This window comes from Sulfurimonas sp. NWX367 (assembly GCF_039667065.1).
Lineage (GTDB): Bacteria > Campylobacterota > Campylobacteria > Campylobacterales > Sulfurimonadaceae > Sulfurimonas > Sulfurimonas hydrogeniphila.
Genome location: NZ_JALCZM010000002.1, coordinates 760,179 through 778,816, shown reverse-complemented (window position 1 = coordinate 778,816; position 18,638 = coordinate 760,179). Strand labels below are relative to the sequence as shown.

22 protein-coding genes are annotated in these 18,638 nt (G+C 37.3%); 2 read left to right on the top strand and 20 right to left on the bottom strand.

Annotated features, from left to right (window positions below; translation table 11 throughout):
* Positions 1 to 213: 213 nt before the first annotated feature.
* Genes mnmA through aroQ form a run of 9 tightly spaced genes read right to left on the bottom strand, consistent with a single transcriptional unit; the run spans position 214 to position 7,415 of the window.
* Entirely contained in the window at positions 214 to 1,239 is a 1,026-nt protein-coding gene (gene mnmA / locus MNY28_RS08705) for a tRNA 2-thiouridine(34) synthase MnmA (protein ID WP_346389564.1), read from the bottom strand.
* 20 nt (positions 1,240 to 1,259) lie between these two features.
* Entirely contained in the window at positions 1,260 to 2,144 is an 885-nt protein-coding gene (gene fliY, locus MNY28_RS08700; RefSeq protein ID WP_346389563.1) for a flagellar motor switch protein FliY, read from the bottom strand.
* A gap of 3 nt (positions 2,145 to 2,147) precedes the next feature.
* Positions 2,148 to 3,248, bottom strand: coding sequence for a flagellar motor switch protein FliM (gene fliM, locus MNY28_RS08695; protein ID WP_151900775.1), 1,101 nt, complete (start codon positions 3,246 to 3,248; stop codon positions 2,148 to 2,150).
* A gap of 1 nt (position 3,249) precedes the next feature.
* Positions 3,250 to 3,936, bottom strand: a complete 687-nt coding sequence (locus tag MNY28_RS08690; RefSeq protein WP_151900776.1) for an RNA polymerase sigma factor FliA — start codon at positions 3,934 to 3,936, stop codon at positions 3,250 to 3,252.
* Positions 3,933 to 4,268, bottom strand: a complete 336-nt coding sequence (locus MNY28_RS08685; protein ID WP_151900777.1) for a hypothetical protein — start codon at positions 4,266 to 4,268, stop codon at positions 3,933 to 3,935. The genes MNY28_RS08690 and MNY28_RS08685 overlap by 4 nt, the downstream gene beginning before the upstream one ends.
* Before the next feature lie 18 nt (positions 4,269 to 4,286).
* A complete protein-coding gene (locus tag MNY28_RS08680) occupies positions 4,287 to 5,165 on the bottom strand; it encodes a MinD/ParA family protein (protein WP_151900778.1) in 879 nt (292 codons plus the stop codon).
* Entirely contained in the window at positions 5,162 to 6,442 is a 1,281-nt protein-coding gene (gene flhF / locus MNY28_RS08675) for a flagellar biosynthesis protein FlhF (RefSeq protein WP_346389562.1), read from the bottom strand. The genes MNY28_RS08680 and flhF overlap by 4 nt, the downstream gene beginning before the upstream one ends.
* Entirely contained in the window at positions 6,439 to 6,927 is a 489-nt protein-coding gene (gene folK / locus MNY28_RS08670; RefSeq protein WP_346389561.1) for a 2-amino-4-hydroxy-6-hydroxymethyldihydropteridine diphosphokinase, read from the bottom strand. The genes flhF and folK overlap by 4 nt, the downstream gene beginning before the upstream one ends.
* An 8-nt stretch (positions 6,928 to 6,935) precedes the next feature.
* Complete coding sequence (gene aroQ / locus MNY28_RS08665) at positions 6,936 to 7,415, bottom strand: type II 3-dehydroquinate dehydratase (RefSeq protein ID WP_151900781.1); 480 nt, start codon at positions 7,413 to 7,415, stop codon at positions 6,936 to 6,938.
* Between the two features lie 93 nt (positions 7,416 to 7,508).
* Here aroQ and MNY28_RS08660 point away from each other — a divergent pair, with 93 nt between their 5' ends.
* Entirely contained in the window at positions 7,509 to 8,732 is a 1,224-nt protein-coding gene (locus tag MNY28_RS08660) for a metal-dependent hydrolase (RefSeq protein WP_346389560.1), read from the top strand.
* Positions 8,733 to 9,602: a signal peptide peptidase SppA gene (gene sppA / locus MNY28_RS08655; protein ID WP_346389559.1), complete on the top strand. Its 870-nt coding sequence runs from the start codon at positions 8,733 to 8,735 to the stop codon at positions 9,600 to 9,602. It abuts the gene before it with no gap.
* 10 nt (positions 9,603 to 9,612) lie between these two features.
* Here sppA and MNY28_RS08650 read toward each other — a convergent pair whose 3' ends face one another.
* From MNY28_RS08650 to thrB, 11 genes are all read right to left on the bottom strand, one after another.
* A complete protein-coding gene (locus tag MNY28_RS08650) occupies positions 9,613 to 10,212 on the bottom strand; it encodes an FmdE family protein (protein ID WP_346389558.1) in 600 nt (199 codons plus the stop codon).
* Positions 10,209 to 11,462 carry an exodeoxyribonuclease VII large subunit gene (gene xseA / locus MNY28_RS08645; RefSeq protein ID WP_346389557.1) on the bottom strand — a complete coding sequence of 418 codons (1,254 nt, stop codon included), beginning with the start codon at positions 11,460 to 11,462 and terminating at the stop codon, positions 10,209 to 10,211. The genes MNY28_RS08650 and xseA overlap by 4 nt, the downstream gene beginning before the upstream one ends.
* A gap of 15 nt (positions 11,463 to 11,477) precedes the next feature.
* Complete coding sequence (locus MNY28_RS08640; protein WP_346389556.1) at positions 11,478 to 11,768, bottom strand: type II toxin-antitoxin system RelE/ParE family toxin; 291 nt, start codon at positions 11,766 to 11,768, stop codon at positions 11,478 to 11,480.
* Entirely contained in the window at positions 11,758 to 12,000 is a 243-nt protein-coding gene (locus tag MNY28_RS08635; RefSeq protein ID WP_151900786.1) for a type II toxin-antitoxin system Phd/YefM family antitoxin, read from the bottom strand. Before MNY28_RS08635 ends, MNY28_RS08640 begins: the two co-directional genes overlap by 11 nt.
* Positions 12,001 to 12,248: 248 nt before the next feature.
* A complete protein-coding gene (gene ubiE / locus MNY28_RS08630; RefSeq protein WP_346389555.1) occupies positions 12,249 to 12,983 on the bottom strand; it encodes a bifunctional demethylmenaquinone methyltransferase/2-methoxy-6-polyprenyl-1,4-benzoquinol methylase UbiE in 735 nt (244 codons plus the stop codon).
* A 4-nt stretch (positions 12,984 to 12,987) separates the two neighbouring features.
* Positions 12,988 to 13,998: a bifunctional diaminohydroxyphosphoribosylaminopyrimidine deaminase/5-amino-6-(5-phosphoribosylamino)uracil reductase RibD gene (ribD, locus tag MNY28_RS08625; RefSeq protein ID WP_346389554.1), complete on the bottom strand. Its 1,011-nt coding sequence runs from the start codon at positions 13,996 to 13,998 to the stop codon at positions 12,988 to 12,990.
* Positions 13,989 to 14,441 (bottom strand): ribosome maturation factor, encoded by a 453-nt coding sequence (locus MNY28_RS08620; protein ID WP_346389553.1) that lies wholly within the window; start codon positions 14,439 to 14,441, stop codon positions 13,989 to 13,991. The genes ribD and MNY28_RS08620 overlap by 10 nt, the downstream gene beginning before the upstream one ends.
* Positions 14,438 to 14,806 carry a 30S ribosome-binding factor RbfA gene (rbfA, locus tag MNY28_RS08615; RefSeq protein ID WP_346389552.1) on the bottom strand — a complete coding sequence of 123 codons (369 nt, stop codon included), beginning with the start codon at positions 14,804 to 14,806 and terminating at the stop codon, positions 14,438 to 14,440. The genes MNY28_RS08620 and rbfA overlap by 4 nt, the downstream gene beginning before the upstream one ends.
* A gap of 9 nt (positions 14,807 to 14,815) precedes the next feature.
* Positions 14,816 to 17,476 carry a translation initiation factor IF-2 gene (gene infB, locus MNY28_RS08610; RefSeq protein ID WP_346389551.1) on the bottom strand — a complete coding sequence of 887 codons (2,661 nt, stop codon included), beginning with the start codon at positions 17,474 to 17,476 and terminating at the stop codon, positions 14,816 to 14,818.
* On the bottom strand, positions 17,460 to 17,723 hold the full coding sequence (locus MNY28_RS08605) for a DUF448 domain-containing protein (protein WP_151900792.1): 264 nt from the start codon (positions 17,721 to 17,723) through the stop codon (positions 17,460 to 17,462). Before MNY28_RS08605 ends, infB begins: the two co-directional genes overlap by 17 nt.
* A gap of 30 nt (positions 17,724 to 17,753) precedes the next feature.
* The gene (gene thrB / locus MNY28_RS08600) at positions 17,754 to 18,635 is read right to left on the bottom strand and encodes a homoserine kinase (RefSeq protein ID WP_226068627.1); all 882 of its coding nucleotides are present in this window, start codon (positions 18,633 to 18,635) and stop codon (positions 17,754 to 17,756) included.
* Positions 18,636 to 18,638 lie beyond the last annotated feature (3 nt).

Below are 18,638 nucleotides of genomic sequence, written 5' to 3'. Positions count from 1 at the left end.
TAAAAAGTCTCTTACTTGCTTAGTTTTCAATGATCTCAAACATTTTTAAAAGCTTCTACTCGAAGTCTCTTCAGGCCTTTTAAACAAGGTCTCTCTGTTTGTGGATGGGAATTATAGGGGAGTATTGCTTAGAGACTGCTTAATGTTTGGTGGGTTTTTTAAAAAGTTTTTGAAGTTTTTTATTTGTTACTTTTTATAGAAGTTTGTTGGCAGCTAAGACTCTATAATCCAGCCGCCGCCTATAAGTTTATCATCATCATAAAATACCGCGGCCTGTCCGACTGCAACACCGAATACACTCTCTTCGAGTTTCAGATAGGCTACATCTGCTTCTATTTTTACATGGCACTTGACTGCTTTAGTTCTGTAACGCAGTTTCACTGTTGTGTCAAACTCTTTTCTGTCATCAAACATATTGAGATTATTGAGTTTTACATCATAACATGCCAGATCTTCTTTTTTCCCGACAACTATTTGATTTTTTTTCGGATTAATACTCAGTACAAAATGAGGATCATGGGCACCATGTACTGTAAAGCCTTTACGCTTTCCAATCGTATAGTGCATATATCCCTTATGTTCACCTATAACATTGCCATTTTGATCAAGAACTTCTCCCGGCTGATCAACCTGAACATAGTCTTTTAAAAGGTCCGTATATGTTGTTTCCACAAAACAGATTTCACTTGATTCTGCCTGAGATGAAAATGATTCCAATCCTTTTATGGATGCAGCCAACGCTTTTATATCTTTTTTATGTCTTTCACCTAATGGAAATTTTAATCTTGGTAGAATTTCTCTGTTAATATAAAAAAGAAAATAACTTTGATCTTTTGTATCATCATCTGCAGAGTAAAGATACTTTCCATCTGTTTTAATGTAATGTCCGGTTGCCAAATACTCTGCACCGATTTCATCAGCGAATTTTATCATTTCACCAAACTTAAGATTTCTGTTGCACAGGGCACACGGATTTGGAGTTTTTCCTTCAGCGTATGTATCAATAAACGGTTGAAATACTTTTTCATTAAATGTTTTTTGTAAATCCAGTACATGCAATTTAATACCGACAAAGTCAGCAGCTTTTTGTGCACGTGCCTGGTGAATTTCATGATATCCGGGTTTTGAATGAAGTTTCATATATAATCCTTCAACTTCATACCCTTGCTCTTTTAACAATAAAGAAGTAATTGTTGAATCAACCCCTCCACTCATTCCTACTAAAACTTTTTCTTTCATTATGTCCTCAAACTTTCTTATTAACCTTTAAGCTGTGTTAATCTTTCTTTTTTCGTGCCTATCGTTGTTACTTGTATTCCAAAGTTGCCATCTACAATAACTACTTCACCCTGTGCTATCACATGATTATCTACCAAAATATCCAACGGATCGTTTGCCAATTGGTTTAATTCAATAACCGAGCCGATATCCATATTCAGTACATCTTTTAGCAACATTCTTTTTTTCCCGATTCTTACCTTTACAGGAAGTTTTACATCCATAATAAGAGCAATGTTTTTCATCTCTTCACTGCTCAAGGTAATATCTTCTTCACAATTTGATATTACATGTTCCGAAGTATCGGCACTGCTCGCATGGTCATGTGCATTTACTGTTTCTTCTGAAGATTCTGATGGAAACAGTACATTTTTTAATTTTTCATCTATAATAAACATCAGTAATGAATGCACGGATTCCAGGTTAAACTTATATACATACATTCTGCTGAAAGCTTCGAGACTTACTTCATCATTATCGCCGACCAATTCTATATTTTCAATACTGAAAGACAATACAGGCAACTCTTTTTGAGCAGAGAGCGTATTTGCAATAGCACCAAAAATATTTGATACTATCTCTTTTGTAGCATCCATATCGTCTTCGCTTACATCTTCTCTCTCACTGGCTTCTTCACCCATCATCATATCTGAAAGTGATGCTGCCAGATTTGGTGGTAACGCTACCATTGCCTCTGCATCCACATCTCCGCTTACCTTGATTTTCACCAAAACAATAGGCGGAACAATGTTTGAAATGATGCTTAATTCCTGTTCTTCTTTTAACTCTAAAGTTGGAGCAGTTCCAATAAGTGCTTCAATAGTACCAACTGTTTCATCTTCAAATAGTTTTATAAAGTCACTCATTTTTTACTCCTCATATTTGTTTTCAAATTCCGTTTCACCTTCATGAATTATATCTTTAACCCCGGAAATTTTTTCGTGTCTTTGTTTTTCTAAATTCTCAAGTGCACGCTTGACGGTATCTTTTTCTGTTTCAATAATTTCTGTAATACTAATTGATTTTCTGAACCTCCGCAGTCCTATTTCACCACGAAATCTCTCTTTTCCATCTACTGCAACAGTCACAATGTCATCTGCAGCACTTGAGAGCCTGATTACATCACCGATTTTCAATTCAAGTATATCATGCATAGTTAAATCTGCATCACCCAAATTTGCTTCTACATTTACTTTTGCCCCACCGAGAAGAACCTTCAGCTCCATATTTCTGCTTTTTTTAGAACTTGTTTCGTTTAACATTAAATCACGGCTTGCAAGTTTTGGCAAAACAGGTTCCAATGAGATAACAGGATAGCATATATTCATCATACCGGAACTGTGCCCTATGATGATTTCCATTACCACCATAACAACAATTTCGTTTTGTGCAACAATTTGAACGACATTCGGAGAAGATTCTTTGGATTCTATTGCCGGATAAATTTCCATAACAGGAGCCCATGCCTCTTTTAGCGTGCTCATCATAACACGAAGTATTGTTTCAAACAGGCTGAGTTCTATATCTGAAAATTCCCGACTTGCATCGAAAGGTTCTCCTTTTCCTCCAAGCAATCTGTCAAGCATAGGAAAAGCAATGGAAGGATTGATTTCTATAATGCCGCTTCCCTCAAGAGGCTTCACCGAAAACACATTAAAACTTGTAGGGTTTGGCAAACTCATCAAAAATTCACCATAGGTCATCTGATCAACAGAGTGCAGTTGTATTTCAACAATAGAACGCATAATTGAAGATATCTGAGAAGCCAGACTTCTGGCCATTTTGTCATGAACACCGCGAAATGCACGAAGCTGTTCTTTTGAAACCCTGTTTGGACGTTTAAAATCATAGAGAGTTACCTGCCGTTGAGGCAAAAGAGCATCTTCATCACTCTCTAAGACATTTTCACCTTCATCTTCAACAACATCCAAAAGCGCATCGATTTCTTCCTGTGATAGTATATCTGCCATGTTATGCTCCTATACTCTCTTTAATTTTTTGGATTACAGACTTGTGAATTTGTGAGATACGGGACTCAGTTATATCTAAAATATCACTAATTTCTTTTAAAGTCAACTCTTCAAAGTAGTATAGCTGAATTATCATCTGTTCTCTCTCTTTATAAGAGGAAAGAACTTTTTTTATTACGCCAATCAACTCTTCTTTTTCAATTTGAACAAGCGCTGCACCCTCATCACCAATTTGCAACTGATCATGCAGAGGCATGACTGTATAAATATTTGAAGCGATGCGTGCTTCATGAACTTTTTCAATACTTTCGCCCAGTATATCTGCCAGTTCTTCATCACTCGGTTCTTCGTCATGTGTCAGCATATATTCTTGAACTGCATAATCTATAGCTTTTACAAGTTTACGGCTGGCACGGCTTAAAATATCCAGACTTCTCAAATAGTCAAGCATTGCACCATAAACTCTTTTTTTTGCATAGCCCCAAAAAGAGTCATTGAGCTTTTCATCATATCGCCTTGCCAGTTTTATAAGTTCTTCTGTCCCGATTGCTGAAAGATCACTAAAATCCACCGAACTTGGAAGCCGCTCTTTGAGCCGAAAAGCCATTGCTTTTACGGCAGGAAGATATTGCAGTGCCAGTTCATCTTCTTTGTGTTTGAGATCTTGAAGGTAAGCATTTTTTGTCATAATTTTTGTCCGGCTACATCTTCAGAGTTCATTTTGACAGCAATATCTGTAATTTTACACGCTGAGTCTATCAGTTTTTCTCTTTTGTTTATCTCTTTTACAAAAACATCTAGTTCTGTTTCATGGGTTTCTTTTGGAAAATTATAGGCTTTAACCGTTATTGTTCTGTAATAAAGTGCAACAATTACATGTGAAAAAAGATAAAAAAAGATGGTAATAAAAAATGTATAAAGTAATAACCCTTCAGCATCAAAAGATTTTAACAACCCAAAGATTATTCCTACAAAAAACCCTTGAACAGTAAAAAAATAAACAAAGTTTTCACCAAACATAACTACCCCAAATAAGACTTAAAAATGATCCATTAATCTTTTAAACAGACCTGACAATCCACTTTCATTGGATGTAACCAGCACATTTCGTTCCAGCTTTTGTGTAATTTTACGCACAATTGCATCTATGTCTTTGCTCGGCTGTGATGCAGGATAAAGCATTCTAAAAAGTGCACGCTGCTTTACCGATGTTGAAACTTTTGCATCAGCATTCATTTTCCCAATCAACTGCAAATCCAGTTTTTCACCTATATTTGCCTTGGCAACTTTTTTAATTTTTTCAAAAACACCAAAAGCCTCTTTTTCATTTTTCACCTGATTCATTATCATAAATACATCATTTCTGAGTGTCGCAATTGTTTTAATCGTTGCATATGCATCGGTAATTGCTGCAGGATCGGGAACGGTTACAACAATTACATCATCTGCCGCATTTAAAAACATTTGAATATGCTCTCCAATCCCGGCTCCCGTATCTATAATCATTACATCAAGTTTGTTCAAGACCTGTGCTTCTTGCATAAATCTGTCAAACAGTGCCATATCGGAATATTTTAATATTTCATCACCACTCTCACCAGGAATCAGAATAAGATTACGGGTAATAGGAATTAAAATATCGCTAACCGTCGCTTCACCTTTGAGTACATGTAAAATGTTTTTTTTGATTTTTACATTAAACATAACATCCAGATTGGCCAGTCCTATATCTGCATCAAATATTCCCACATTCAAACCCTGCTGAGACAACGCATAGGCAAGGTTTGAACTTATAGTACTTTTGCCTACCCCACCTTTACCGCTTGTAATTGCGATAAAACGTGTTTTTTTTGATTTTTTCTTTTGGGAATTTGAAGCAACTAGTTCTTCAAGCTTTTGCGCCTGATTCCCAATCATACCTTACTCCTGTTAAATCCGTTCAGAAGACACTCAATTAAAAAATCACTGCTCGCACATACTAAATCTTCCGGTACTTCCTGACCTACAGAAAAATAACTTATCGGTTTTTTTGTTTCATAAGCCAGCGAAAAAATATTTCCAAAACCCATTGTCTCATCCAGCTTTGTAAACATCAGTGTATCTACACCCAGTGTTGAAAAGCTGTCATAGGTCACTTTTAAGTCTTCATATTTAATTGAACTTGGCATTACCAGCACTACATCCACATTGTATTGCGTGTTGTTTGCATTCAGACACTCATATATTTTTTCAATTTTCACTCTGTCATAAGGACTCGATCCCATTGTATCAATCAATATATAATCACAATATTTGAGAGATTCCAGAGCGCTTGAGAACTCCGGAGGATCAACAACTGTTTCAATTCCAAGTTTCATCATTCGTGCATACTGCATCAACTGCTCGACTGCCCCTATACGATAGGTGTCAAGCACAACCAGTCCGACTTTGTACTTTTTTTCCATTAAAAAAGAGTATCTGGCAGCAAGTTTGGCAATAGAAGTTGTCTTTCCCACACCTGTTGGTCCGACAAGCATAATAACTTTTTTCGCACCTATATTAGGCAGTGTTTCTCTTCGGATAGGAACCATTTTTCGAAGTATTGTTTGAAAATACCTTTTTACGGTGGAAGAGTTTTCTCGCATTTTCAACGGCATATGTTCCAAAGTAACCTGCATAAGAGTATCCAGATGTTCCCTGTTCATTCCGCTTTGTGAGGCAAGACGATAAATTTCAGAAAATTCCGGCGGAATTTGACTTGAAAGATTTGGTGACTTTTCATCCCAAAACATATTTTGAATAATTTTTACCTTATCTGTCAGTTTATTGATTTCAGATTTTATCTCTTTTAGCTCTTTGGGTTCAACAGAAGCAGCTGTTTGTTGCAACGGTGAAGGCTGATATAGGTTCTCCAAAGGATCGGTCACATTTGAAATTTTAGAAATTTGTTGTGCCGCATTGGAAATATCAAAAAGTATTTCCCGACTCTCTTCTTTGAGCGGTTGCTGTTTGGAAAGCGGTTTTTTTGTTTTTTTATAAGTAGCCGGAATCATTTCTTCATCTATACCGATTACTATCTCATAGAGGGCTTCTCTGCCTAAAGCTTTTTTTTGAATCTCTTTGGTTTCAATGAGCATCCCCTCATCCCCAATTTCCATTTTTGCTTTTTTGAGTGCCTCTGACGGACTGCGCCCGGTAAATGTCAATATTTTCATCTACCAACACCTGACAAAGGTATCATTACACTTTCTCTTTGCGCATAAAAAGGATGTGGCACAATTAAATCTTGTGTATGTATTGTACGGTTATCAAAAAATATAATATCCAAATCTAGCGTCCTTGGTGCATTTTCAAAAGTTCTTTTTCTGCCAAATTTTTTTTCCAGTCTCAGTAAATAGCGTAAAAAAACTCTTGGCTGCATTGAAGTTTTTAAAACAAGTATTGAGTTGAAAAAATCATCCTGGTCTGTATAGCCAAAAGGAGGATTTTTTAAAATCAATGATGTTTTTACTACTGATACTCTTCTATCTTTTTGCAACACCACAAGAAGATGTTCAAATCTTCGACGTACATCTCCGACATTTCCACCAATACCTACAACAGTTTCATATCTATGCCGACTTTTTCCACGGGCAGTATAAGGGAAATGCAAGTTGTAAAAAGAGGTCAATCTTTTGTTTATCTTGCATTTTCTGTACATGTAAAGACTTAGGCCTGTTTCTGTGCTTGCGCCTGCGCTTCTTGGGCCGCTTTGATTTCGTTCATAATCTGAAGCATACCCATCATAGCCAAATGGTAGCCAAAAGGTCCGAAACCGACAACAGATGATGTGCAGACAGGTGCAATCATATTTTTTTGTCTAAATTCTTCACGTCGGTGAATATTGCTGATATGTACTTCTATGGTAGGCAGGCTTACGGCAGAAATCGCATCACGAATTGCAATAGAAGTATGTGTATAGGCAGCAGCATTGATAATCAATCCCTGTGCTTCACCGTAGCACTCCTGAATTTTATCTACAATTTCACCTTCGAGGTTGCTTTGAAAAAATTCTATTTCCACACCGTTTTGGGTTGCTACATCTTTCATCTGTGCATGAATCTGCTCTAACTTCATCGGACCGTAAATATTTTGTTCACGGATTCCGAGCATGTTTAAATTTGGACCTTGAATAACTACTATTTTCATTTTTACCCTTATTATGATGATTTATCTTCTGAAGAACTATTTTATCCAAACTAATATTAAAAAAAGTGTATAATTTGGAAAAAAGAAAAAAAGATGACAATACTCGTTCCCAATTATATTTTAACACCAGATATACTCCTTGCAGACAAGGCAATTGCATTTGACAAAACTATCCGCTGCATAGGTGTTTTAGAAGAACTGGAGCAGAAATTTCCAGAAGCAAAAATCATACAGTTGCAAAAAAATTCTCTGCTTATGCCCGGCCTTATCAATGCTCATGTACATGTAGAGTTCTCTGCCAATAAAAACCAGCTCAGTTACGGTGATTTCTTAAACTGGCTCTACAGTGTTATAGAAAATCGTGAAGACCTTATCGCAGGCTGTGACCTTACATGTATGGACAAAGCAATAGATGCCATGCTTACAAGCGGTATCACAACCTTTGGTGCCATAAGTTCTCATGCCATGGATCTTGAAGCATGTATAAACGCTCAACAGAATGTTGTATTTTTCAATGAATTTATCGGTTCACAGGCAGGGATGGCGGATGCTCTTTTTAGTGATTTTCTTGCGCGGCTAGATGCCTCAAAAGCTGTTCAAAGGGAAGGATTTTATCCTGCAGTTGCCATTCATTCCCCCTACTCTGTTCACCCGATTCTTATACAAAAAGCTCTCGAGATTGTTAAAAATGAAAATCTAAAACTTACGGCACATTTTATGGAAAGTGAAGCCGAACGCAACTGGCTTGATTCAAGCAGCGGTGATTTTAAGGAATTTTTTAAAACACTGCTCAAACAGGACAGAAGCATCAGTGATGCCAAAGAGTTTTTGAACTATTTTGACGGTTTTGAAGCACTGCTCACACATGCGGTCAAAACAAACGAAGAAGAGTTAGAAAAGATTGCCGAGCAGAATCACACTATCATTCACTGCCCTATATCCAACAGACTCCTTGGCAATCCTACACTCAATATCAAAAAACTAGATGAAAAAAAGATTCGCTGGATTGTTGCGACTGACGGTTTAAGCTCAAACTATCAGCTTGATCTGTTTGAAGAGATGAAAATTTCTCTTTTTATGCACAGTGATGCGCCTCTCTTGAAATTCGCAAAACAACTTATAAAAGGAGTCACCGTCCATGCCGCCCAGGCACTGGGACTCAATACGGGAGAAATTTTAGAAGGCAAAAATGCAGATATGCTTGTTCTTGACCTGGATGCCGAACCAAATGAAGAGTTAGCCATTCATTTAATACTGCATCGCTATAATATCTCAAAAGTTTTCATTAACGGAAAACTTGCAAAAGGAAATGAATAAATGGAATTACTGAAAAAGATATTTTCTCCCATCGCAGCAATTATGAACTATATCCAAAATCATTTCAAAGCCATGCTCTTTGTGCTGATTTTGATTTTACTCTTTGCTCCGGCAAGTGAAAAAGAGTTTACAAGCTATAATTTGGAAAAAATCAATCTCAGCGGTCCGATTATGGATGCCGGAGAAGTTGTACAAAAAATAAATAAAGCCGCAAACAACAGTGCTGTAAAAGGTGTCTTGCTCATTGTCGATTCTCCCGGTGGTGCCGTTTCACCTTCTGTCGAAATCGCGTATGCCATCAAAAGACTAAAAGAGCAAAAGCCTGTCATAGCCTATGCCAAAGGCACCATGGCAAGCGGAAGCTATTATGCAAGCATATGGGCTGATAAAATAATAGCAAACCCAGGCAGTATGATAGGCAGCATCGGTGTGATTATGCAGGGTGCCGATTTAAGCGGCATCATGCAAAAAATCGGTATCAAAACACAGGTAGTAAAAGCCGGACGCTACAAACAGATAGGCACACCTGACCGGCCATGGAAAAAGTATGAAGTCGCTGAGTTAAACAAGGTCATTCAAGGAACATATGATATGTTTACGAAAGATGTTGCCGATGCAAGACATTTGGATTTTAACAAAAGAGACACTTATGCAAATGCCCATATATTTACGGCAGTACAGGCAAAAAAAGTCGGTCTCATTGACAATATCGGGGTTGAATATGATGCAAAAAACGCCTTGGCAAAGCTAAGCGGTGTTTTGCATCCTGTATGGAACAAAGAAGACAAGTTTGACAAACTGCTCAAAAAACTCTCCGCCTCAACGGCTGTAATATTAAATACCTACTTCCCTGATCTGATTTTAAAATAAGTTACAGAGTTTACAACTCCGTAACTTCGACGACTTCTTCTAAGTTTTCAAAAATTCTTTTTACTCTCTCTTGCCATAATTCACCAAAATGTTTGATTTCTTCAGGACTGGCTGCTCCGCTTGTCAATTTTTGCATTAACGGCATCATATTCGGTGAAGCCGGTACCGTCGAAGGATTATAATTTACATCTACACTTTTTCCCGTATCTGCTCTTGTAAATCTTGCAGATGCGTCTATATTTGCATTGAAAAACATCAAAGAATGGCGGGCAAACTGTCCGTTTAATCCTTTAAATCCGCTTTTTTCCGTTCCACCTGTAATATGCGAAACAACATTGCCTATCACTCCGGCAACGCCCTCTTCTACAGACTCTTTAAACTCTACTTTTATAGTACCGCGCACGGCTCGCTGATTTGGATATAAAGCTTTTAAAGCCTCGCTTGCCATAATGTAAGCACCGGCAACTGTCGGACAGGAGTGTCCTGCTGCTTTGACAACTTCTAAGTATGTTATTTCATATTCTCCGTTTTCAAAAGCGCCTAAAACCTGCGCCAAAGGGTCTTTGAGTGGTATACTTTGTACGGCATCAAAAAATTGTGGATAATTCATCTGATTTTTTCCTTTTTTAAGACTTTTGCACTGACTATGTATGTGTCACTCTGAGCTTCAAATACATCATCTACATTGAGTGAAGACAAATCCACTACCTGTGAATTCTTTACAATCTGTGCAAAGCCTTTTTTATTTTTGTATTTTGGATTATTGGATTCTAGCATTTTTTGCAGGTTTAAAAGTTGATTTTGCGCAATATTTAACACGCTCTGAATTGTTTGCGGAAATCGTTGCTGTAATGAATCCACTTCTTTTTTATAATTTTGCAGACGAAAGGTAATTGCCTGCGCAAAATCTTTTTGCAGTTTTTTAATCTCATCAACGCGATATTGTAATTTTTTTTCCACTGAATGTTGGAGATAAGAGTTCTTTACATGTAACAGTTCTTGCTGTAGATTATATACTTTATGGGTTATTTTTTGGGTTAACTGTGTTGATAAAGAGTCTAAATACTGATAGAGTTCATTGGTGTCAGGCAGTATCATCTCCATAGCAGCACTGGGTGTCGGGGCACGCAGGTCTGCCACAAAATCACTGATTACCCAGTCAATTTCATGCCCGACAGCCGAGACTACCGGTGTTTTTGCATGAAAAAGAGCATCAGCAACACTTTCTTCATTAAATGCCCACAAATCTTCAATACTTCCGCCGCCGCGACCTATGACTATAATATCATACCCTTTTGTATCGGCGATTTTGAGAGCATTTACTATAGAAAATGCAGCACCTTCGCCTTGAACAAGCACATCATAGACATCAATTTTCAAAAGTCTGTATCGTGAATTTGCTACGCGCAGCATATCTTGCAGTGCTGCACCGGTCCCTGAAGTAATCAGAGCAATGCGAGATGGAAATTTCGGAAGTTCTTTTTTTCTCTCTGGAGCGAAATAGCCTTGCGCAGAGAGCTTTTGTTTGAGCTGTTCATATGCCAATGCCAAAGCCCCTTGTCCGGCAGGCTCAATGGAAAAACAGTTAATTTGATAACTTCCGCGCGGTTTATAGAGTGTCACAGCTCCATCTATGATAACCTTCATCCCCTCTTCAAGACGAAATCTCAGCTTTGAAGCATTTCCCCGAAACATCACACAGCTTACAGCCGAGTCTTTGTCTTTGAGTGTAAAATAGATATGTCCTGAGTTGTGAAAAGTAATGCGAGAGAGTTCACCCTCGACAAAAACACGTTCAAAGGTGCTTTCAAGAACAGTTTTTATCTGTTCGTTGAGTGCTGAAACGCTGAGTGTATGCATATTATATTCCATTTTTCAAGGTAAGTTTTCTCTGTAAAGTGTCAATATATAAACAATATGATCTTCTTCATCATAACTATATATGATTGAATAACTTTGATAAACTAATTTTCTCGTATTTTTATAGATTTCATCAGCAGGCCGCCCCGCTTTTGGAAAATTTTGTAATGTAGAAGCAAGAAATTCACGTAATTTTTTTAAATAATTCCGTGTTAATTTCTTTGATTGGGTTTTTTCATAAATATAATCTGCAATCTTATCAAGCTTATGTACTGCATTTGAAGTAAATAAAACTTTAATCTTCATATTTTACAAAAACTTTTTCAAATGCCTCATCTACACTAAATAAATCACCATCTTTTATATTTTGAAGTGATTTTTTAATCTCTTCTTTTATTTGATTATAATGATTAAGAGGTATCAATACCACATTTTGATTATTTTTACTTGTGATGAGACATTCTTCATCTTTTTGGCATACCTCAGAAATAATAGATTTTAAATTATTCCTTGCATAAGAGTAATTTACAGCTTGCATAATCAATCCTTTATAAAATTGTACAATATTTTGTTATATTTTACAACTCTATAAAATGACTGTATATACGATCCAGACAAAAGTTTCACTACCATTAATTTAAGAAAAAAACTTAATATTTCCTTGGAATCTAGGTTTTAAACGCTAAAGTGTAACTTAGAAATACAAAGCCCGCACTGAAGTACGGGTTCCAAAAAATTTGCATAACTTCAGGGCATTAAAACAAAAGTTTAGATTTTAAATAGTAACTACTTTTTACGAGCAATGAGCAGTGTTGAGATATCCATGGAAAAACTTTGGGTGTGGAGCATTTCAAAGCCTGCATTCTCCAGTTCTTTTTGCATGCCCTGTATGGTTACAAAGTTCTCAATAGAGTCCGGTAAGTAGGTGTAAGCTTCCAAATTTTTGGAAATTGCACCGCCCACATAGGGAAGAATTTTGTGCATGTAAATATCGCGGATTTTTTTAAGAATGTTTTTGTTCTCATCTTTCATAAATTCTAAAATGACAACAAGTCCCTCTTTTTTAAGGACACGATTAAATTCATCAAATGCTTCTTGACGCTCAACAACATTGCGAATGCCGTAGGTGATACTTAAAAAATCTGTACTTGCATCTTCAAGAGGAATTTGGGTTGCTTTTGCAATGTGATACGAAAAATCTGGAAATTTTTTACGGGCAACATCGACCATACCGTTGGATGGATCAACACCTACAAATTCACTGATATTGACACCGGATTTTTGCGACTGTTTCTTCCAGTAACCCATCATATCTCCGGTACCGCAGGCAACATCTACAATTTTATCAATACTTTTTTTGCCGTAATACTCAAAAGCCAGATCACAGGCTTTTTTGCGCCATGAAATATCCACACCCATGCTCATCACACGGTTTGCTGTATCATACGTTGATGCAATGTCATCAAACATAGAAACGATTTTTTCTTGTTTTACGTCACCTTTTTGGTCTAAAATGCTCATAAACTTATATCCTTCTTTTCATCCACAGTATTATATCTTCTGCTTCTTTGCCTGCATTTAAAATGTCGAATTTATCTTCAATATTTCCAAAGCCTTCTTTTCCGCCAAAACCAGGAGCAAGATAGCATAAATAATAATCAGTAATATCACGGCTGAGTCCGTACATTTTTTCACTTCCCTCTATCATAATATTTTTATAGTTTTTGAGCACTGAAAAATCACTTGCTATAGTTACTTTTCGATTTGTCACACTAAAAAGAGGAATGGTTCTGTCAAAATCTTTTTCACGTGAAAGTATTAAAATATCAGGTGCTTTTCCATTCACAAGTCTCGCATCAAGTGTCGGTCTGTCACTGCGGACCGTATTGCCGCCGATGACGAGCAGATCACATACATTACGCATAGCATGGACATTTTTTCTTGATGCCTCAGAACTTACAATTCCCCCATCTGTTGTACCGTTAAGCCTTTGTGCCCACTTGAAAAAAACAAAATTATTTTTCATAAATTTCAAAAAGGGTAAAAGCAAATCTTTACATTTTTGTTCTTCTACATGTAAGGTTACATGTAACCCGCTCTTTGCTAAGATTTCATTGCCTTTGGCTGCAATGGCATTTATGTCTTCTGCCCCGATATAAATGTTTTTTATACCGAGATTTGCTATTAAATTTGCACAGGAGGGTGTTTTTCCTACATGTGAACAAGGCTCCAGCGTAGAATAAAGAGAACAGTTTTTAAAAATATTTTTATGATTTTGGAGTAAAAAAGTATGAATTTTTTCAGAGTCGTGAAGTTTGAGTATTGCTTTGTTTTGAGTAAGTTTATAGTATGCAGATTTAAGAGCATTGACTTCAGCATGAGGCTCACCCGCTTTATGGTGTGATTCAACCGCTAAAATTTCACCGTGTTCGCCTCTTACAGTGCAACCGACTGCAGGGTTGGGATAGGTTAATCCTTGATATTTCCAAGCCTCGTCAATGGCAAGGTTCATATAAAAACTATGATCTATTTCCATTCAAAGTAAGTTTTTGCTTTTTTTATGGCATTAAAATCAACTTCGTGCATTTCTCCATCTTTTTCAATAAAGACTTTACTTCCCTCAACCTTGACAAGTTTCCCTTTGAGTTTTTCTTTTTCATCCAAAAGCAAAGAAACATTTTCACCAAGAGATTTTTTAAAATGCTCAAGCGTCGTCAGTTTTCGCTCAATTCCCGGACTGCCCACTTCTAATCTGTATTCACCGGAAACAGGAGGAGTGACATCAAGCAACGGTGAAATCAGATGTGTTAACTCTACACAGGCATCAAGACTGACCCCTTTGCGTTTGCCGTTTTCTATTTCGGAAGAAATGACGCTTACCCTGAAAATTGTTTCATCATTTTCATTCACAACAACCGTGTCATAAAGTTCCAAATCTACTGATTTGACTACGGATTCTATATCACCTTGCAAACTCATGATGCTTCTCCTTTATGCTCTTTGGCTATTTTTTTAAACAAATCTTCAATATTTTGAGATTTTTTCAACTGTTCGTCAAATTCAAATGCCAGTTTTGGGCATCTGTACCACCCCTGGTCTTTCAAACAAAAATCTTCTACCAAAGGGCGGGCTTTTCTTAACTGCTTCAGGTAGGCTCTCTTTTCTTCTTCGCTGAAATTACTCGGGTCAATATAAACTTTTGCGTCGCTTCTTCCTCGGGAACATTTCACTTCAATGACACTGAGTTCATGCAAACGGTTGTCATTGAGCTGGCTGAGTGCTTCGGGAATAAGTTCGGCTAAAAGAGCTTCCGTTCTTTTCAGCTTTATCTGTGCTTCATTCATTTGTCTTCTTTACAGGGATACTTTTTGTTCAACTTTTTTGAATGTTTCAATCACATCACCGACTTTTACATCATCATAGTTAGAGATAATCACACCACATTCATAGCCGTTTCCGATTTCTTCAACATCATCTTTAAAGCGTTTGAGTGATACAAGCTCACCCTCGTATGCAACAACACCTTCACGAATAACACGCACAAGTCCGCCGCGAATCAGTTTGCCGTCAACTACAAGACATCCTGCAACCATCCCTTTTGGTGATTTAAAGACATCTTTTACTTCTGCCTGACCTGTATTTTCTTCTGTAAATTTCGGTGCCATCATACCTGTAAGCATTCCAGTCATATCATCAAGAAGCTGATAAATAATAGAGTATGTTCTGATATCTACATTTCTCTGTTTTGCAAGTGCTTTTACCGAACCTGTCGGACGGACATTAAAACCTAACAACACACAGTTCTCAGAGTTGCTTACCAGTTCGACATCACTCTCTGTAATACCGCCGACACCGCTTGAAATAACATCAATTTTCACTTCGTCATTTCTGAGTTCTGTCAATGAACTTCTAATCGCTTCAAGTGAACCGTGAACATCCGTTTTAAGAACGACTTTAAGAGATTTGAGTTTGCCTTCTGCAATCATAGAAGTCATATCTTCCAATGTAGATTTCGTTGATTTCGAAAGCTCTTTGTTTCTCTCATATTCATAACGTTTCTGTGCATACTCTTTGGCTTCTTTATCGCTGTTCATTGCCATCATAATTTCACCGGCTGCAGGAACTTCATTCAGACCCACAACGACTGCTGTATGTGATGGTCCGACCTCTTTAATCTGTTTGCCGTTCTCATTGATAAGAGCTTTTACACGACCGTACGAACTGCCACAGACTACATTGTTACCGACTTTTAAAGTTCCGTTTTGCACAATTACAGTTGCAACAGGACCGCGTCCTTTTTCCAGAGATGATTCAACAACTGCTGCTTTTGCCGGTGCTTCAGGGTTGGCTTTGAGTTCTAAGACCTCTGCAGTCAGAAGAATGTTTTCAAGTAAATCATCAATGCCCATACCTGTTTTTGCAGACACAGGAACAAATTCTACGTCCCCGCCCCAGTCAACAGGAGAAATTCCGTGTTCAGCCATTTGACCTTTTACCAGATCAGGGTTTGCCGTCTCTTTATCCATTTTATTGAGAGCCACAATAATCGGTACACCTGAATCTTTGGCAATTTTTATGACTTCTAGTGTTTGCGGTTTCACACCGTCATCAGCAGCAACAACAATAATAACAATATCTGTAATATCCGTACCGCGTTGACGCATAGAACTAAAAGCAGCGTGTCCCGGTGTATCTATGAATGTAATTGCTTTGCCTTTTTGTTCAATCGTATAGGCGCCTATATGCTGTGTAATTCCACCGGCTTCACCTTGCGTTACTTTTGCTTTTCGTATAGAGTCAAGCAATGAAGTCTTACCATGATCAACATGTCCCATAATTGTTATAATAGGCGGTCTTTCAACAGCGTTAGGATCCTCTTCTTCATTTTCCTGAACATAATTAAATTCATCTTTAGGATCAATGACAGTCACTTCAACGCCAAACTCTTCAGAAAGTATCTCAATTTCATCTGCGCCCAAAAAGTCGTTTTTCGTCATCATCATACCCAGATCAAAAAGGACTTTTATAATGTCTGACATCGGACGTTTTAGTTTTTCGGCAAACTCATAGACGCGAATATCTTCAGGAATTTCCACATGTGTGACAATTTCCTCTTCATGAGATGCTTTTGCATATTTTTTTCTTTTGTCACGAGAAACTTTTCTTCCGCGCGGTGCCTGTTTTTTGTTTGCATTTCTACCGGCCGGTTTCGGCGCTCTTGGTTTTCTAGGTTCTTCCGGAGCTATTGGAGCGCGTTCTGTTGCATTTAAATCCAACAATGTTACCTGATCATCCATATCCATGGATACTTCAGCTAATGAACCGCCAAAAATATCAAGTTTTTTTCCTTGGTCTTTTTTTGATGTCGGTGCCTGTTTTGTAGTAGATTTCTTTTTACGAGCCAGTTCTTCAAGTGCTTCTGCGCTCATTTTTCCATAAGAAGATACTGATGCCTGTTTTTGAGGCATACTGTATGTTTCTTCAACTTTTGGTTTTTTCTTTTTAACAATCTTTAAACCTGATTTTTTAATAGCAGGTCTGAGTGATGGCGACACAACCTTTAATGTCGTTTTCTTCACCTCTTTTTTCGGTGCTTCTTCTTTTTTGAGTGTTTTCTCTTCAACACTTTTCTCTTTTTCTTCTGCACTTTCAGCTTTTGTCTCTTTCTCAACTTCAGCTTCTTTTTTGACTTCGGTCTGGGTTTTGGCTGTACTTTGTTGTTCGGTTGCAGCTTCTTCTTGTGCTACAGGTCTCTCTTGTTCATCTTTTTTTGTTTCTTCAGGAGTATCATCATTAACTTTTTTAGATGTCTTTTTTACAACTTTTGGTTTTTGCGCTTCAGCAGTATCATCACCATTCATTATGTAATTTGCTAAACTTTCTGCTTGTTCCATTGTTACTACACTCTGTGCAGATTTCACTTCAAGACCCATTTTTTTTGCTTTTTCTAAAACATCTTTAGAAGCTATTCCCAGCTCTTTTGCAATTTCGTGTACTCTAACTTTTTCTATCATCAGTGATGATCTCCTTTAATTTATTCATAAGTTTATCTTTATCTGGGCTTTTGCATTGACGCATTAAAGCTCGAAGAAGTTTTTTCTCTTCTTTTAGACAACTTTGACATAAATAAAAACTTCTTTTCGTCCCGTCAAATGCTGTCAATTCACCATTAAAACATTGCAGTCTCAATAGATTACATTGCGGTTCTCTTATTCTGCAAGAAACGCACATTCTCGTTGGTTGATGAAATTTTTTTGCCATTATATCTAAATCTTACTTTATTTAATAGAGTTATCGCTCTATTATAAGCCCATCATTATCAAAATTCAAAACTTTTACATTAAAGTCAGGAAATTTCTGCTTCATTCTGTTGGCAATCATCGCAGAATCTTCATCATAAACAAGTGAAAAAAATGTAGAACCGCTCCCTGAAAGGGTACTCATCAATGCTCCGCTTTCATAGGCTACCTTTTGTACAGAAAAAAGTTCCGGCAGTGTTTTCATTCTTGCTTTTTGATGAAATCTGTCCTGTGCTGCAAGTTTCAGCATTTCCCAGTCTTCATTAAAAAATGCAGCTACAGTCAAGGCTGCATGAGAAAGGTTGTAAACCGCATTCTCTTTCGAATAGGATTTAGGAAGCACGGTCCTTGATTTTGAGGTATTCATCTGCTTGTTCGGAATGACAACTACAGCTTTGAGATAATCCGGCAGATGTTTTTTTTGAGAAAACACTTTGTTTTTTTCAACTGTTGCAACATTAAATCCACCCATCACAGCAGGTGTTATATTGTCAGGGTGCGACTCATACACAAGTGCGTGATTTAATATACGGCGTTTTGAAACCCTTATACCCGCCGCTTCATGCGCAGAAGCAATCGCTGACACTATGACAGCAGAAGAGCTTCCAAGCCCACGGGACATTGGAATTTGATTGTAAAATGTAAATTTGAAATTTTGTTTGTTTTTTGTCAATCTTGAATAATGATCATTAAAAATACTGATAAAAAGATTGTTTCCTTTGAGTCTCGGGTTGTTTTCACCCTCACCTTTTATACTCACACTGAAAAATTTCGAGGGATGAAACTCAACTCTGTTTCTCAAATCTACTGCCAAACCCAGAGTATCAAAACCTGGTCCGAGGTTTGCAGATGTTGCCGGTACACTTATTGTCACTGA